The sequence below is a fragment of the Stenotrophomonas sp. YJH_SMC_110 genome, assembly GCF_059369255.1.
Map to the genome: position 1 here is coordinate 77,656 of NZ_JCAFSM010000009.1, position 15,384 is coordinate 93,039.

14 protein-coding genes are annotated in these 15,384 nt (G+C 67.0%); 6 read left to right on the forward strand and 8 right to left on the reverse strand.

The window, feature by feature from the left end; all coding sequences use genetic code 11:
• Positions 1 to 40: 40 nt before the first annotated feature.
• A complete protein-coding gene (locus AC5P6H_RS16240) occupies positions 41 to 1,057 on the reverse strand; it encodes a class 1 fructose-bisphosphatase (RefSeq protein WP_032957939.1) in 1,017 nt (338 codons plus the stop codon).
• A gap of 259 nt (positions 1,058 to 1,316) precedes the next feature.
• Positions 1,317 to 2,519 (reverse strand): amino acid aminotransferase, encoded by a 1,203-nt coding sequence (locus AC5P6H_RS16245; protein ID WP_495202881.1) that lies wholly within the window; start codon positions 2,517 to 2,519, stop codon positions 1,317 to 1,319.
• A 171-nt stretch (positions 2,520 to 2,690) separates the two neighbouring features.
• On the opposite strand from AC5P6H_RS16245, the gene AC5P6H_RS16250 reads away from it, so the two are divergent.
• Complete coding sequence (locus tag AC5P6H_RS16250) at positions 2,691 to 4,784, forward strand: TonB-dependent receptor family protein (RefSeq protein WP_495202882.1); 2,094 nt, start codon at positions 2,691 to 2,693, stop codon at positions 4,782 to 4,784.
• A gap of 79 nt (positions 4,785 to 4,863) precedes the next feature.
• Here the strand turns inward: AC5P6H_RS16250 and AC5P6H_RS16255 are convergent, their stop codons facing one another.
• Positions 4,864 to 5,208, reverse strand: a complete 345-nt coding sequence (locus tag AC5P6H_RS16255) for a hypothetical protein (RefSeq protein WP_014645419.1) — start codon at positions 5,206 to 5,208, stop codon at positions 4,864 to 4,866.
• A gap of 145 nt (positions 5,209 to 5,353) precedes the next feature.
• Between AC5P6H_RS16255 and AC5P6H_RS16260 the strand changes: the two genes are divergently transcribed.
• The 3 genes from AC5P6H_RS16260 to ligD all read left to right on the forward strand — a co-directional run bounded on the left by AC5P6H_RS16260 (position 5,354) and on the right by ligD (position 9,333).
• Positions 5,354 to 5,752, forward strand: coding sequence for a hypothetical protein (locus AC5P6H_RS16260; protein WP_014035432.1), 399 nt, complete (start codon positions 5,354 to 5,356; stop codon positions 5,750 to 5,752).
• A 164-nt stretch (positions 5,753 to 5,916) separates the two neighbouring features.
• The gene (gene ku / locus AC5P6H_RS16265) at positions 5,917 to 6,837 is read left to right on the forward strand and encodes a non-homologous end joining protein Ku (protein WP_495202883.1); all 921 of its coding nucleotides are present in this window, start codon (positions 5,917 to 5,919) and stop codon (positions 6,835 to 6,837) included.
• A 3-nt stretch (positions 6,838 to 6,840) separates the two neighbouring features.
• On the forward strand, positions 6,841 to 9,333 hold the full coding sequence (gene ligD, locus AC5P6H_RS16270; RefSeq protein ID WP_495202884.1) for a DNA ligase D: 2,493 nt from the start codon (positions 6,841 to 6,843) through the stop codon (positions 9,331 to 9,333).
• Positions 9,334 to 9,408: 75 nt separating this feature from the next.
• Here the strand turns inward: ligD and AC5P6H_RS16275 are convergent, their stop codons facing one another.
• The 4 genes from AC5P6H_RS16275 to AC5P6H_RS16290 all read right to left on the reverse strand — a co-directional run bounded on the left by AC5P6H_RS16275 (position 9,409) and on the right by AC5P6H_RS16290 (position 12,439).
• On the reverse strand, positions 9,409 to 9,801 hold the full coding sequence (locus AC5P6H_RS16275) for a hypothetical protein (RefSeq protein ID WP_014645422.1): 393 nt from the start codon (positions 9,799 to 9,801) through the stop codon (positions 9,409 to 9,411).
• A gap of 166 nt (positions 9,802 to 9,967) precedes the next feature.
• Positions 9,968 to 10,996, reverse strand: a complete 1,029-nt coding sequence (gene adhP / locus AC5P6H_RS16280) for an alcohol dehydrogenase AdhP (RefSeq protein WP_495202885.1) — start codon at positions 10,994 to 10,996, stop codon at positions 9,968 to 9,970.
• Between the two features lie 96 nt (positions 10,997 to 11,092).
• The gene (eda, locus tag AC5P6H_RS16285) at positions 11,093 to 11,731 is read right to left on the reverse strand and encodes a bifunctional 4-hydroxy-2-oxoglutarate aldolase/2-dehydro-3-deoxy-phosphogluconate aldolase (RefSeq protein ID WP_014645424.1); all 639 of its coding nucleotides are present in this window, start codon (positions 11,729 to 11,731) and stop codon (positions 11,093 to 11,095) included.
• A 117-nt stretch (positions 11,732 to 11,848) separates the two neighbouring features.
• Entirely contained in the window at positions 11,849 to 12,439 is a 591-nt protein-coding gene (locus AC5P6H_RS16290) for a cysteine dioxygenase family protein (RefSeq protein WP_014645425.1), read from the reverse strand.
• Between the two features lie 240 nt (positions 12,440 to 12,679).
• Here AC5P6H_RS16290 and AC5P6H_RS16295 point away from each other — a divergent pair, with 240 nt between their 5' ends.
• On the forward strand, positions 12,680 to 13,735 hold the full coding sequence (locus tag AC5P6H_RS16295) for a LacI family DNA-binding transcriptional regulator (RefSeq protein ID WP_041862907.1): 1,056 nt from the start codon (positions 12,680 to 12,682) through the stop codon (positions 13,733 to 13,735).
• A 106-nt stretch (positions 13,736 to 13,841) separates the two neighbouring features.
• Here AC5P6H_RS16295 and phhA read toward each other — a convergent pair whose 3' ends face one another.
• A complete protein-coding gene (gene phhA / locus AC5P6H_RS16300; protein WP_014645427.1) occupies positions 13,842 to 14,735 on the reverse strand; it encodes a phenylalanine 4-monooxygenase in 894 nt (297 codons plus the stop codon).
• Between the two features lie 125 nt (positions 14,736 to 14,860).
• Between phhA and AC5P6H_RS16305 the strand changes: the two genes are divergently transcribed.
• Complete coding sequence (locus AC5P6H_RS16305; RefSeq protein WP_014645428.1) at positions 14,861 to 15,346, forward strand: Lrp/AsnC family transcriptional regulator; 486 nt, start codon at positions 14,861 to 14,863, stop codon at positions 15,344 to 15,346.
• Positions 15,347 to 15,384 lie beyond the last annotated feature (38 nt).

The window sequence follows — 15,384 nt, forward strand, 5'->3', positions numbered from 1 at the left end:
TGTCATCGATCTGCCATGACCGCCGTCAGGCGATCGGTTGTCAGCCCTGTGCGTCGTCGTGTGCGTGGTGGTAGCGCACGGCCTCGGCCACTTCCTCGCGCGAACCGAGGAACACCGGCACGCGCTGGTGCAGCTGGTCGGGCTGGATGTCGAGGATGCGCTCGCGGCCGGTCCAGGCGGCACCGCCGGCCTGCTCGACCAGCAGGCCCATCGGGTTGGCTTCGTACATCAGGCGCAGCTTGCCGGCCTTGGACGGGTCCTTCTTGTCCCACGGGTAGATGAAGATGCCGCCGCGGGTAAGGATGCGATGCACGTCGGCCACCATGCTGGCGATCCAGCGCATGTTGAAGTTCTTGCCGCGTACGCCTTCCTTGCCCGCCAGCAGGTCGCCGACGTAGGCCTGCATCGGCGCTTCCCAGTGGCGCTGGTTGGACATGTTGATCGCGAATTCCTGGGTGGCCGCCGGGATCTGCATGTTCTCGGTGGTCAGCACGAACTCGCCCTTCTCGCGGTCCAGGGTGAAGGCGTGGGTGCCATGGCCGACGGTCAGCACCAGCTGGGTGCTGGGCCCGTAGATGCAGTAGCCGGCGGCGATCTGCTTGCTGCCCGGCTGCAGGAAGGCGTCGTCGCCCGGCAGCTCGACATTGGTCGGGCAGCGCAGCACGGAGAAGATGGTGCCGACGGAGACGTTGACGTCGATGTTGGAGCTGCCATCGAGGGGATCGAACAGCAGCAGGAAATCACCGCGGGGATAGATGTCCGGCACCGGCTGGCTGTGGTCCATTTCCTCCGAGGCGCAGGCGGCGAGGTGGCCACCCCAGGCGTTGGCTTCGAGCAGGATCTCGTTGCTGATGACGTCGAGCTTCTTCTGCGCTTCACCCTGCACGTTGCCGGTACCGGCGTCGCCGAGCACGCCACCGAGGGCGCCCTTGCTGACGGCGATGGAGATGCTGGTGCAGGCGCGGGCGACGACCGCGATCAGCTGGCGCAGGTCGGCATTGATGCGGCCGGCGTGCTGTTCCTGGATCAGGAAGCGGGTCAACGAAGTACGGGACATGAGCGGGCAGGTCTCGGCAGCGGGAAAACGCCTATTGTCGCCCGTCTGGCGGGGGCGTGCGTGAGCGCGGGAAGGCGTAATCGTTTCCAGATGCGTTGCGCTCGTGGCGCCTTCCTTCTGTAGAGCCGAGCCCGCGCTCGGCTGCTCTTCGTCCTTCATGCCGCACAAGCCGATCGTAGGCTCGGCTCTACAGAGACCAGGGCGCAAAAAACAAAGGCGCCTTTCGGCGCCTTTGTCCTCAAGCTACTGGAGCGTTGCTTCAGCCCTTGGCGACGGTGGCCACGGCCTTGGCGACGTATTCCAGGTTGTTCTGGTTCAGCGCGGCCACGCAGATACGGCCGGTGCCGACGGCGTAGATGCCGAACTCGTCGCGCAGGCGCTCGACCTGCTCACGGCTCAGGCCGGAGTAGGAGAACATGCCGGCCTGCTCGTTGATGAAACCGAACTGCGGTGCACCGGCAGCGGCCAGCTTCTCGACCAGGCCGTGGCGCAGGGCGTGGATGCGCTCGCGCATCTCGGTCAGCTCCTGCTCCCACATCGCACGCAGTTCCGGGTTGGTCAGCACGCCGGCCACCAGTGCAGCGCCGTGGGTGGATGGGCTGGAGTAGATGGTGCGGATCACGCGCTTGACCTGCGATTGCACGGCCTTGGCGTCAGCGGCGGTCGGCGCCACCATCGACAGCGCACCCACGCGCTCGCCATACAGCGAGAACGACTTGGAGTACGAGTTGGCGACGATGAAGCTGTCGATGCCGGCTTCGGCGATGATGCGCACCGCTGCGCCGTCCTGCTCGATGCCCTTGTCGAAGCCCTGGTAGGCCATGTCGATGAAGGGGAACAGCTGCTTGTCCTTCAGCAGTTGCGCGACCTGCTTCCACTGGGTGACCGTGAGGTCAGCGCCGGTGGGGTTGTGGCAGCAGGCGTGCAGCAGCACCACGGTGCCGGCTTCCAGCTTGCCCAGGTCGGCCAGCATGCCGTCGAAATCGACGCCATGGGTGCCCGGGTCGAAGTAGGTGTAATCCAGCACCTCGAAACCAGCGGCGCTGAACACCGCACGGTGGTTTTCCCAGCTCGGGTTGCTCAGCGCAACGGTGGCGTGCGCCAGCAGCTTCTTCAGCACGTCGGCGCCGACGCGCAGCGCACCGCTGCCACCAACGGTCTGCGCGGTGGTCACGCGGCCGGCGGCCAGCAGCGGCGAATCCTTGCCGAACACCAGCTCACGCGTCGCCTGCGTGTACGCCGGCAGGCCATCGATCGGCAGATAGCCGCGCGGCTTGGCTTCAGCGGCGAGCTGCTGCTCGATCTGCTTGACGGCGCGCAGCAGCGGAATGCGGCCGCTCTCGTCGTAGTAGATGCCCACACCCAGGTTGACCTTGGTCGGGCGGCTGTCGGCGTTGTACGCCTCGGTCAGGCCCAGGATCGGGTCGCCTGGGACCAGTTCCACGTTTGCAAAGAAGGACACGGCGGTACTCGTTCGGTAGACGGAAAGGGGGAGGAAGTGCGCTACGCGGTCCGCGGCTTTTCGGCCGGAAACAGCCCATCGTAACAAAGCCTGCCGGGGCTGGCCGCCGCCATCGTCATCCGCGGCCCCGTACCATGGCGTGCGTTGCCGCCCGATCCATCAACCTGAATCATGAATCCCGCCGCACGACGCCGTTGCCTGCCGCTGTCCGCCCTGCTGCTGTCGCCTTGGACGGCGGTGGCCGAGCCTGCGCCCACCGCCCTGCCTGCGGTGCAGGTACAGGCCGCCCGGGTGCCGGGCATCGATCCGTTCGCGCTGCCGGCCAGCCAGGACACGGTCTGGATCGACGCCAGCCGCGCGGGCACCGGTGCGCAGCTGTCTGAGGCCTTGGCCGGGGTCCCCGGACTGCTGGCACGTGACCGGCAGAACTTCGCCCAGGACACGCAGCTGTCGATTCGTGGCTTCGGCGCACGCTCGACCTTCGGCGTGCGCGGGGTGCGGGTGCTGATCGACGGCGTGCCGGCCACCATGCCTGACGGCCAGGGCCAGCTGTCGCATGCCAGCCTGTTGGGCGCCGAGCGCATCGAGGTGCTGCGCGGGCCGTTCTCGGCGCTGTACGGCAATTCCTCCGGCGGCGTGCTGCAGGTCTGGAGCGCGCAGGGCCAGGCCGGTGACCCGTGGCGGTTGCGCGTGAATGCCGGCGCCGACAACACCCTCAGTGTCGGCGCACAGCTCAAGGGTGCCGGCCCAGCGCTGGACTACAACATCGCGGCCAACCACTTCCGCACCGATGGCTGGCGGGACCACAGCCGTGCGCGCCGCGAATCGCTCAACGCACGCATTGGTGGTGATCTGGGCGGTGGGCGGCTGGAGCTGCTGCTCAATGCGCTGGATGCCCCCGATGCGCAGGATCCGCTGGGCCTGAGCCGTGCCCAGGTGGCGGCTGATCCGCGCCAGGCCACGGCAGTCGCGCACCAGTACAACACCCGCAAATCGGTGCGCCAGCAGCAGGCTGGCCTGCGCTGGACCCGGGAGACCGGGGCACAGCGCTGGCAATTGATGGGCTATGCCGGCCAACGCACGGTGACCCAATACCTGCCGATTCCGCCGGCACCCCAGACCAACAGCCCGCTGCATGCCGGCGGCGTGATCGATCTGCAGGGCGGGTATGGCGGGCTGGACGCGCGCTGGGGCTGGCACGGCGATCTGGCCGGCCGGCCGCTGGACCTGGTGGCCGGGCTCAGCGCCGACCGCCAGCGCCAGCACCGCACCGGCTACGAGAACTTCGTGGGCAGCGCCCTCGGGGTGCGCGGGCGCCTGCGCCGTGACCAGATCGATACCGTGCAGAACGTGGACCAGTTCGCCCAGGCTTGGTGGCAATGGAGTCCGCGCTGGTCGCTGCTGGCCGGGGTGCGCCACAGCGCGGTGCGTTTCGACTCGGACGATCGCTACATCACCACCCGCAACCCGGATGACAGTGGCCACCGGCGCTACCAGGCGACCACGCCGGTGGCAGGCGTCAGCTTCGAGGCCAGCCCGCAGTGGCGCCTGCATGCCGCCGTGGGGCGTGGATTCGAGACCCCCACCTTCAACGAGCTGGGGTATCGCGCCGATGGTCAGGCGGGTCTGGCGCTGGATCTGGCGGCCGCCCGCAGCCGCAGCCTGGAGCTAGGCAGCAAGTGGCACGCACAGGATGGAACCCAGCTCGATGTCAGCCTGTTCCGTGCAGATACCGACGATGAGCTGGCAGTTGCCAGCAACATCGGCGGTCGCAGCACCTATCGCAACATCGGCCGCACCCGCCGCCAGGGTGTGGAACTGCAGTATCGCCAGCCGCTGGCCGAGCAGCTGGAGCTGCAGCTGGCGTGGACCTGGCTGCAGGCGCAGGCGCGTTCGCCGTACCTCACCTCCAACACCCTGGTTGCCGCCGGCAGCCGCCTGCCCGGGGTACCGCGCCAGCAGGCCTCTGCCCGGCTGCAATGGTCGCCCGGCCAGTGGCAGTGGGCGCTGGAGGCCTCCGCCAGCAGTGATACCGTAGTCAACGACGTGGCGACCGAACGCGCGCCCGGCTTCGCCCTGCTGCATCTGGAAGGCGGCCGTCGCTGGGCCCTGCCGGGTGGCGAGCTGCGCGCCTTCGCCCGGATGGAGAACGTGCTGGACCAGGCCTACATAGGCTCGGTGATCGTCAACGATGGCAACGGGCGCTTCTACGAACCGGGACCGGGACGGCGGGCCAACGTCGGCCTGCAATGGTCGTGGCGTTGAAGGGGTAGTGCCGGCCGCTGGCCGGCATCGCGCCGTGCAGGACGTCAGGAGGTTGCCGGCCAGCGGCCGGCACTACCCGTCAGTCGGGGGCCTTGGCTGGCACGAACGGCGATGTCGGGTCGCTGGCCGGGAAGGTCTCCTCCAGCGCTTCGTCCTGGTTGTCGCTGGCGCGCTGCTTGCGTTCGCGGCGCTTGAGCGGGCTTTCCTGGCCACCGCGATGGCGGTCACCGCCATCCTTGCGGTCCTGCGCCGCCTGTTCAGCCTCGTGCTTCACCGGCAGATGGTCGCTCCCGTGCTCGGCATCGAAGAACGGTGCGCCGGTGCCACGGTAGTCGGCGTTGTCGGCATCGCGTTTGCCGCGCTGCTCGCCCGGAATGGGCGGGTGGTTTGCGCGCAGCGGGTCGCGGGAGGTCTCTCGGCTCATGGTCTGGCTACCTGCGCTCGGGGTTCCCACTACACCGCGACGCAGGTAAAGCCGCCGCGAACCTGGCGTCATGAACATCTCGCTCACCCGCTGGTAACGGCACCGCGCGTATTCCTGCCCACCCGCCCCGCTGCAGGAGCCGGCCATGCCCCGTCTTGAACGACCCGCACCGTCCGTGTTCAACGCCCTGCTCGATCCGCTCGGCCAACGTACCGCGCAGCGCCGCACGCGCCGCCATGAGGATCCGCAGGCGGTGGCCCAGGACTATCTGCAGTACATGCTCAGTGACTACGAGGAACGTCGCGGGCAAAGTCATCGCAACTGGCGTGACCTGTGCCCGGTCTATGCCTTCGCGTTGACCACCCATGCTGCCGACTGGCCGCGCGGTGACGCTGCCGATACCTGCGAGGAATTGGCCGAGCACTGGGAACAGATGCGCGGGCAGTCGCGGCTGGGCTGGTCGCAGGCGCGACCGGTGGTGGAGGACGCCTGGCGCGCGCTGGACCATATTCCGGCGGCGGCGGTGAGGCCGTTGCTGCAGTAGTGCCGGCCGCTGGCCGGCAACCCCAGGACACTTGAGGCCGCGAGCTCTGCCGGCCGGCGGCCGGCACTACCGCACCTGCGTGGAACCCACGTGCACGGTATCGACACGGGTGGTTTACACCGCCCATCTGAAGCTGGGTGCCCTGCCCCATCAGAGGTGCGTCCATGGCCCGCCCGATCTGGACCGGTACGCTGTCCTTCGGACTGCTCAATGTGCCGGTGTCGCTGATGTCCGGCGAACGCAAGGTTGACCTGCAGTTCCGCATGCTCGACTCGCGCGATCGCAAGCCGATCCGTTTCGAAAGGGTCAACGCCGACACCGGCGAGGAAGTGCCCTGGAAGGACATCGTCAAAGCCTATGAGTACGACAAGGGCAGTTATGTTGTGCTGGAGGAAGGCGACATCCGCTCGGCGGCGCCGGAAAGCCACGAAGCGGTGGAGGTGGAATCCTTCGTGGACGCAGCGCAGATCGACCCGCGCTACTACGAGAAGCCGTACCTGCTGGTGCCCGGCAAGAAGGCCGAAAAGGGCTACGTGCTCCTGCGCGAAACGCTGCGCAGTACCGGCAAGGTAGGCATTGCCCGGGTGGTGGTGCGCACGCGCGAGTACCTGTGTGCGGTGATGCCGCATGCGGACGCGCTGGTGCTGATGATCCTGCGCTATCCGCAGGAACTGGTGGATCCCGAGGACTACAAGCTGCCTGCCGGCAAGCTGTCCGACTACCGCATCACCAGCAAGGAAACGGCGATGGCCGAGCAGTTGATCGAGTCGATGTCCGGCGATTGGGACCCATCGCACTACCACGATGAATTCCGCGAGCGCCTGCAGCAGGTGCTGAACAAGCGCATCAAGTCCAAGGGCGGCACCACGCGGGTGGAAGATGGGCCCGCACCACACGAGGATGCGACAACGAACGTTGTCGACTTCATGGCGTTGCTGCAGAAGAGCCTGGATGCGAACAAGCGCACGCCGGCGAAGAAGGCCGCAACGCGCAAGGCAGCTGCAAAGTCGACGGTGAAGAAGGCCGCAAAGAAGACAACGAAGAAGGCTGCGAAGAAGGCCGCACCACGGCGCAAGGCAGGTTGAACCATGTCGCTGCACCAGTACCGGCGCAAGCGCCGGCTTGGCGGAGGCACAGGGCAGACGCCGGAGCCTGACGACACACCCGCACGCGGTGATCCGCAGCGGCGGCCAACCTTCGTCATCCAGCTGCATCATGCCAGTTCGCGCCACTATGACTTCCGCCTTGAGATGGACGGCGTGCTGAAGAGCTGGGCGGTGCCGAAAGGTCCTTCGCTTCGCGTCGGCGAGAAGCGGCTGGCCGTGGAAGTGGAAGATCACCCGTTGTCCTACGCTGGCTTCGAGGGCGACATTCCCGAAGGCCACTACGGCGCGGGGCACGTGGAGGTGTTCGATCAGGGCACCTGGGCCTGCGAAGGCGATCCACTGCAGGCGCTGGCAGCTGGAAAGATCGACTTCGTACTGCATGGACAACGCCTGGCCGGTGGCTGGAAGCTGGTGCGCACGGCAATGAAGGGACGCCAGGTGCAGTGGCTGCTGATCAAGCGCGACGACGAGCAGGCGCGCGATGCCGAAGCAGACGATCTGCTGGACGCGCACGTGCCCAAGCGCGCATCCACCGTGATGAAGCGCACTGAGGGGAAGGCAGGGCGTGCTGTGCCCGCCGCACGCACGGCTACCCGCAAGGCCGATGCACGCTGGCATGCGCGCGCGCTGAAACTGGACGGCGCACGTGACACGCCCTACCCGCATGGGTTCAAACCGCAATTGACCGATCATCGCGACAGCGCGCCGGACGGCGCGCGTTGGCTGCACGAGATCAAGTGGGACGGCTATCGCCTGCTGGCCGATCTGCACGACGGCGAGGTGAAGCTCCGCTCCCGCAATGGCCTGGATTGGACCGATGACTTCCCCGAGGTCGTGCAGGCCGTGCAGGCGCTGCCGGTGCGCGATGCGCGCCTGGACGGTGAGCTGGTGGTGCTGGACAAGGAAGGGCGCAGCGATTTCGCAGCGTTGCAGCGCGTGATCGATGGAAGCTCGAAGCAACCGCTGCGCTACATCGTGTTCGATCTTCCGGGTGTGGCCAACGCGGACATCAGTCGTGCGCCATTGCTGGAACGCAAAGCGCTGCTGAAGGATCTCATCGGACCGGTGCCCGGCATCCTGGCCTTCAGCGAACATGTGATCGACCAGGGCCCGCAGGTGTTCGATGCCAGTGGCCAGGCCGGATTCGAAGGCATCGTCAGCAAGCAGGTGGACGCGCCGTACGTGAACACCCGCGCGCGCAGCTGGGTGAAGGTGAAGCACGAAGACACCGACGAGTTCGTGATTGTCGGCTACACGGCCCCCAGGGGCTCGCGGGTGGGTTTCGGATCATTGTTGCTGGCAACGCCGGACAAGGAGGGTCTGCGCTATGTGGGCCGCGTCGGTACCGGCTTCGACGACGAGAACCTGCGCGCGCTGCTCAAGGCATTGCAGCCACTGGCAGTAAAGACGCCCGTGCTGCAGCTTCCGGCGCATGTGCCGTTCCGCGCCGCCAGCGTGCGCTGGGTGAAGCCGGTGACGGTGGCGGAAGTGGCGTTCCGTGGCTGGGGCAAGGAAGGCCTGCTGCGCCAGGCCAGTTTCAAGCGGCTGCGCAGCGACAAGCAGAAGGAGGACCTGGGAATGAGCAACGCAACAGCAGTTGCTGAAGCCGGGGGTGAGGTCCAGATCACGCATCCGGAGCGGGTGGTGTTTCCCAGTCAGGGACTGGGCAAAGGCGACGTGGCCGACTATTACCGGCGCATGGCGCGCTGGATCCTGCCCGAAATTGCCGGACGGCCGCTGTCATTGCTGCGCTGCCCCGATGGGGTGGGCAAGGCCTGTTTCTTCCAGAAGCATCATGGCCCCGGCCTGGGCGACGCGGTGCACGCGGTGCCCCTGCAGCAGAAGAGCGGCCGCGAGGACTATGTCTATATCGACGACGCACGGGGCCTGCTGCAGCTGGTGCAGATGAACACGCTGGAGCTGCATCCGTGGGGTGCGACCGTAGCAGACACCGAGCATCCGGATCGACTGGTATTCGATCTCGATCCTGGCAACGGCGTCAGCTGGGCACAGGTGAAATCGGGTGCACGTGATGTGCGTGATCGTCTGCAGCAGGTGGGCCTGGAGAGCTTCGTGCGGCTGTCTGGCGGCAAGGGGCTGCATGTGGTGGTACCGCTGCAGCCCAAGGCCGGCTGGGACGAGGCGAAGGCGTTCTGCGAGGCCTTTGCGCAGGCAATGGCAAAGGAGCAACCTGATCGCTATGTGGCGACGATGAGCAAGGCCAAGCGCAGTGGCGTCATCTTCATCGACTGGTTGCGCAACACCCGAGGGGCCACCAGCGTGTGCTCGTGGTCGCTGCGCGCGCGCGATTCCGCCGGTGTGGCAGTGCCGCTGCGCTGGGAGGAACTGGCGCGTATCAGTGCTGCCGACGCCTTTCCCATGGGCAAGGCGCTGGCGAGGGCGCAACGCCTGAAGAGTGACCCATGGCAGGGCATCGCGCAGTTGAAGCAGACGCTGCCGCGCATGGACCTGTAGAGCCGAGCCCATGCTCGGCTGCATGTGTCGATGTGCATGAAAGCCGAGCATGGGCTCGGCTCTACAAAGGCGCCGTTACCCTGCGTCGCGCGAGGCGCGACGGCCGAACCACCAACCGGCCAGCAGTTGCAGCGGCAGCGATGCCAGCAGCGAAATGACGAACCAGAACGGGAAATCCGCACCGGCCGTCCACATCGCGTAGCCACAGCCCAGCGCGATCAGCGACCAGATCGAGAAGCCATGCGAACGCGGCCAGCAGGGGGCGTAATAGGTGGCAAAGGAAACGCCCGCGATGCCACCAAGAACGCTGAAGGTGAGGTCCCAGCCCAGCTGCACGCTGTTGTTGTCCGGCGACAGGCCCAGCAACGGGGGCAGCCAGCTGGCGACGCTGCTGACCAGCGCAAGCGACAGGACGCCGCCGATCAGGGCGACGATGGACAGGAACAGGGTCTTGAGCAGGCCGGGCATGCGCGCATTGTACGGCGGCCACAGAGTGCCCGCGTTGCCGGCCAGCGGCCGGCACTACCGAACCGCCTGGGGTTTGCCGGCCAGCGGCCGTCACTACCGATGGATCGGCATGGCCGCCGCGTCCGTGGGAGAGGGGGACGGAGCGACGACGGCCATGCACAGGCGGTCAGGCGGCGAAGTCGAGTACCACGCGGCCCTCAATGGTGCCCGCGTGCATGCGCGCGAACACGTCGTTGATGTTCTCCAGGCGGTCGGTGCTGACCGTGGCCGCGACCTTGCCTTCGGCGGCGAACTGCAGCGACTCCTGCAGGTCCAGCCGGGTGCCGACGATCGAGCCGCGCACGGTGATGCCGTTGAGCACCATGCCGAAGATGTCCAGCGGGAAATTACCGGGCGGCAGTCCGTTGAGCGAGACGGTGCCGCCACGGCGGACCATGCCCAGCGCCTGCTCGAACGCCTTCGGTGAGACCGCCGTGACCAGGGCGCCGTGCGCGCCGCCGATCTCCTTCCTGAGGAAGGCGGCCGGATCGGTGGTGCGCGCGTTCACGGTGATCTGCGCACCCAGCTGCCGGGCCAATGCCAGCTTGTTGTCGTCCACGTCCACCGCAGCCACGTTCAGGCCCATCGCACGGGCGTACTGCACCGCCATGTGGCCCAGGCCACCGATGCCGGAAATCGCCACCCAGTCGCCGGGCTTGGTGTCGGTGACCTTCAGGCCCTTGTAGACGGTCACGCCGGCGCACAGCACCGGTGCGATCTCGACGAAGCCCACGTCCTTCGGAAGCAGGCCGACATAGTTGGCATCGGCCAGTGCGTACTCGGCGAAGCCGCCGTTGACCGAGTAACCGGTATTGCGCTGTGTCTCGCACAGCGTTTCCCAGCCACCCAGGCAGTGTTCGCAATGGCCACACGCCGAGTACAACCAGGGGATGCCGACCCTGTCGCCTTCCTTGACGTGCCCTACCCCGCCTCCCACGGCCACGACGTGCCCCACGCCCTCGTGGCCGGGGATGAACGGCGGGTTCGGTTTCACCGGCCAGTCGCCCTCGGCGGCGTGCAGGTCGGTGTGGCAGACGCCACAGGCCTCGATCCTGACCAGTACCTCGCCCGCCCACGGGCGTGGTACCGAGACTTCCTCGATCACCAGTGGCTTGCCGAACTCACGCACGACAGCGGCCTTCATGGTCGAATTCATGTTCGGATCTCCGTAGTGCGCTTGCCCACAGAATGACGCCTGCACGAGGCCGGCGCTTTGATCACGATCAAACCTTTGAAGATTCGCGGAGCAGGTTCAGCTGGCCAGCACGGACGCCTCGCGGGCCAGGCGTTCGATCGCCTCCCAGTCGCGGGTCTGCAGCAGTGCCGGGGTGGTCAGCCACGAACCGCCCACGCACAGCACGTTGGGCAGATGCAGGAACTGCGGTGCGGTCTGCGCACTGATGCCGCCGGTCGGGCAGAAGCGCACATCGGCGAACGGACCGTGCCAGGCGGCCAGTAGCGCGGCGCCGCCGGCCTGTACCGCCGGGAAGAACTTGAAGGTGTCCTGGCCATGCTCCAGGCCCAGGATCAGGTCCGAGGCGGTGGCGGCACCGGGCAGGTACGGCAGGTCGGCATCACGCGCGGCCGCATACAACGCCGGCGTGGCACCGGGGGACACCGCGAATCGCGCGCCGGCCTGCTTTGCTGCCTGCATCTGCGCGGCGTCGAGTACGGTGCCGGCACCGATCACCGCGTCCGGCACGGCCTCGACCATCGCCTTGATCGCATCCAGCGCCTGCGGCGTGCGCAGCGTCACCTCGATTACCGGCAGGCCGCCGCGGAACAGTGCCTGGGCGACGTCGACCGCTTCATTCACATCTTCGGGGGTGTACACCGGGATCACCGGTGCCAGCTTCAACAGCGCGCGCAGGCGCGGATCAGCGCTGGACATGGTCTTGCTCCTTGCCCGACGGGGCATCGCGGATCGCCGCCGGGTACGGCAGCGCAGCGGCGCATGATGCCACGTGGCTCACGAAGGTGCTGGCAGCGTCGCCCCGCCCTGCCCCGGTCAGGCCGGGTCGGCCTGCAGCGCCTGGATGCGGCGCTGGTACCAGTCGCCACCGAGCGGATCGAACACCGCCGAGCGCTCCATCTGCGACTCGTACACGTGCACAGAAATCGCCAATGCGTCGTCACTGGCGTTGCGCAGGGTGTGGTACTCGTGCGGCGGGATCAGGCTGCCGGCACTGCCGCAGCCTCCGCGCAGCGTGGCGTGGCGGTGGAAACGCCAGCGCTCGCCGGCGCGCTCCAGCAGCTCGTAACGGGTGATCTCCAGTTCGCCCAACCACACTCCCTCCACACACCACATGGCATCGTGGTCGTGCAGCGGCGTGCCCTGCCCTGGGCCCCAGCTCATGGCGATCACGCTGTAGCCGTGTTCGCGGCTGTGGTACAGCGGACGTCGCGCGTAATGATCACTGACCGGCCGATGCACGCATTCGGGCAATTCGATGCGGCTGTCGGTTATGGCTTCCTGCAGCGCCAGCTGCAGGTCGGCGGTGATGCGCCCGGCATCACCGGCGGTCACCGCCGCGTCGACCGCAGCGATCAACCGGTCGCGGCCACGGAACGGCGGAAACGGAGAGGTCTGCAGGTCCATGCACCTGACTGTAGCGGAGCATGGTTAAGGGAATGTTGGCGTTCGCGCGCGTCGCGTCCGCATTCAGGGTGAACACGCGCAGAAGCACGGTTCAGATGCAGAGGCACTAGAGCAATCACAAGGGAACCTCGCGCAGCAAAACGTGTCGAACACGACGCGATTCAGATCCGCTGCGACGTTCCGCAACTTCGCATCCGACGGGTGCAAGGCTAGAATTCTCCGACTTACCTGGTTCTATACATGTCAGTGCGAAATATGAGCGATGCCGCGTTGCCGGCATCGAAAGGCAAGGCTGCCACGATCAACGACATCGCACGACTGTCGGGAGTTTCCAAGAAAACGGTTTCAAGAATCATCAACAACTCGCCGCTGGTGCGCAAAGACACCCGCGACAAGGTCGAGGCGTTGATGCGGGAGGTCGGTTACGTGCCCGACCCGCTGGCGCGCGGACTCGCGTTCCGCCGCTCCTTCCTGATCGGCCTGGTGTATGACGACCCCGGCGCCCAATGCATTGTCGACCTGCAGCACGGCGCGCTGGAAGCGCTGCGCGGCACCGGCTATGAGCTGGTGGTGCACCCGTGCAACAGCCAGGATCCGGACTGTGCGGACGGCGTGCGCCGTTTCGTGCAGCAGCAGAAACTGCATGGCGTGATCCTCGGCCCGCGCGCCTCCGAATCGATGGCGCTGGCGCAGATGCTCGACGCGATCGACTGCCGCCACATCCGCATCAACGCGCATGCGTCGGAAGAAGACGTGCAGGCGGTGGTCACCCACGATCGCGATGGTGCGGCGGCGGCTGCGGGCTACCTGCTCTCGCTCGGCCACCGCGACATCGCGGTGATTGCCGGTCCCGGTGACCGGCGCGCTGCCCGCGAGCGGACCCACGGCTTCCTTGATCGGCTGGCCCAGGTCGGCGTGACCCTGCCGGGCGAGCGCGTGCTGGAAGCGGGCGACACCTTCGAGTCCGGCGTGCATGCCGCCGAACGCCTGCTGATGGGCGGACAACGCCCCAGTGCGATCTTCACCGGCAACGACGAAATCGCCGCGGGCGTCTACCAGGTGGCATTGCGTGCGGGCATCGCGGTGCCGCAGCAGTTGTCGATCGTCAGCTACGACGACAGCCCGCTGGCGTCGCGGCTGTGGCCGCCGCTGACGTCGGTACGCCGCCACGTCTCCGACATCGGCCGCATGGCTGCCGCGATGCTGGTGCAGACCGACGTACCGGAGGCGCCGGCTGCGGCCAGCGTGCATCCGCAACTGATGGTGCGCGGTTCCTGCCGGGCCGTGGACGGCTGAGTGTCCTGCCCTCGCCTGCGCCGTCGCGACAGAACGGTGCAGGCAACAACGAAAACGGCGCACCAGGGTGCGCCGTTTCCACTGCGAAGCGGTGTGCGTTACGCGCTTACACGTCGCCGCCGTCGGCCCAGCCTTCACCCGTGCCCTTCTGGAACACGCGGTCGTCGTCCTGCACATCACCGGCCGGCAGATGCGCCTGGTCGGCCAGTGCCGCGTAGATCGGGGTGAAGTCCGGCGACGTCGCCTGCATCAGCTGTTCGAAGCTGTCGATGACGAAGTAGGTCTTCTGGAAGGTGTCGATGCGGTACTTGGTGCGCATGATCCGCTGCAGGTCGAAACCGATGCGGTTGGGCGCGGGCGATTCCAGCGAGTACAGTGACTCGCCCTTCGACGACACGATGCCGGCGCCGTAGATGCGCAGGCCGTCGGGCGTATCGATCAGGCCGAACTCCACCGTGTACCAGTACAGGCGGGTCAGGTTCTGCAGTGCATCCGGGCCGATCGCGTGGGCCTTGACGCCGCCACGGCCGTACGCCTCCATGTAGTCGGCGAACACCGGGTTCATCAGCAGCGGCACGTGGCCAAACAGATCGTGGAACAGGTCCGGTTCGGCGATGTAGTCGATCTGGTCCGGGCGACGGATCCACCAGGTCACCGGGAAACGGCGGTTGGCCAGGTGGTCGAAGAAATCCAGTTCCGGCAGCAGGCCTTCAACGCCGACCAGGGTCCAGCCGGTGGCGGCGCCCAGTACTTCGTTGAGCTGGTCGAAGCGCGGAATCATGTGTGCGCTCATGCCCATCTCGTCCTGCGCGTCCAGGAACTCCTGGCAGGCGCGGCCGACCAGCAGTTCGCGCTGGCGCTGGTACAGCGTGCTCCAGGTGGCGTGGTCGTCGGCGCTGTAGGTGTCCCACGGCTGCTCGACGAGCGCGGTGGTATACACCGGCACGTAGCCCTTGTCGGTCTGCTGGTGTTCGACGCGGCGGGGCTGGGCGAGGTCCATGGGGCACTCCTTGACGGGATACCCACGATGCTAGGGCAGGGCGCACGCAACAGGGTTGCAAAAGTTGCGTCGATTGGCCTTGTTGGCGCAATATCCTTGCGTACTCACCATGTTGCGGGGCAACAATGGCCGGAGAAGTCCAGTTCGATCGCACGGATATACGTCTACTGGCTGAAATCCAGCGGGATGGGCGCGCCACCAACGCCGAGCTGGCGACACGGGTGAACCTCTCGCCCTCGGCCTGCCTGCGCCGCCTGCAGCGGCTGGAAAGCGAGGGCGTGATCGTCGGCTATGGCGCGCGGCTGGAACCGCGCCAGCTGCGCCTGGGCCTGCAGGCCTTCGTGCGCGTGCAGCTGGAAAAGCATGACCAGGCCGCCATCGGCCACTTCGTGGACAGCGTGCAAGCGTGGGACGAGGTGGTGGCCTGCCATGCGCTGACCGGCGACATGGACTACCTGCTGCACGTCTACGTGCGCGACCTGGAGCACTTCTCGCACTTCCTGCTGGACCGGCTGCTCAACGCCGGCGGCGTGGCCGATGCCAATTCCAGCTTCGTGCTGCGAACGGTGAAGGGTTTCCAGGCGTTGCCGTTGTCGCAGCTGGAGCCCTGAGCAGCCACCAGGCGTGCCCGGTGGCCTGGCATCAATGG

Bases quoted from the DNA above. Each gene is read 5' to 3' on its own strand.
- phhA (WP_014645427.1), bottom strand. From the start codon at position 14,735: ATGGACCTCGCCCAGCCCCGCCGCGTCGAACACCAGCAGACCGACAAG.
- ligD (WP_495202884.1), top strand. From the start codon at position 6,841: ATGTCGCTGCACCAGTACCGGCGCAAGCGCCGGCTTGGCGGAGGCACA.
- ku (WP_495202883.1), top strand. From the start codon at position 5,917: ATGGCCCGCCCGATCTGGACCGGTACGCTGTCCTTCGGACTGCTCAAT.
- adhP (WP_495202885.1), bottom strand. From the start codon at position 10,996: ATGAATTCGACCATGAAGGCCGCTGTCGTGCGTGAGTTCGGCAAGCCA.
- eda (WP_014645424.1), bottom strand. From the start codon at position 11,731: ATGTCCAGCGCTGATCCGCGCCTGCGCGCGCTGTTGAAGCTGGCACCG.
- AC5P6H_RS16255 (WP_014645419.1), bottom strand. From the start codon at position 5,208: ATGAGCCGAGAGACCTCCCGCGACCCGCTGCGCGCAAACCACCCGCCC.
- AC5P6H_RS16305 (WP_014645428.1), top strand. From the start codon at position 14,861: ATGGCCGGAGAAGTCCAGTTCGATCGCACGGATATACGTCTACTGGCT.
- AC5P6H_RS16260 (WP_014035432.1), top strand. From the start codon at position 5,354: ATGCCCCGTCTTGAACGACCCGCACCGTCCGTGTTCAACGCCCTGCTC.
- AC5P6H_RS16250 (WP_495202882.1), top strand. From the start codon at position 2,691: ATGAATCCCGCCGCACGACGCCGTTGCCTGCCGCTGTCCGCCCTGCTG.
- AC5P6H_RS16290 (WP_014645425.1), bottom strand. From the start codon at position 12,439: ATGGACCTGCAGACCTCTCCGTTTCCGCCGTTCCGTGGCCGCGACCGG.
- AC5P6H_RS16240 (WP_032957939.1), bottom strand. From the start codon at position 1,057: ATGTCCCGTACTTCGTTGACCCGCTTCCTGATCCAGGAACAGCACGCC.
- AC5P6H_RS16275 (WP_014645422.1), bottom strand. From the start codon at position 9,801: ATGCCCGGCCTGCTCAAGACCCTGTTCCTGTCCATCGTCGCCCTGATC.
- AC5P6H_RS16295 (WP_041862907.1), top strand. From the start codon at position 12,680: ATGTCAGTGCGAAATATGAGCGATGCCGCGTTGCCGGCATCGAAAGGC.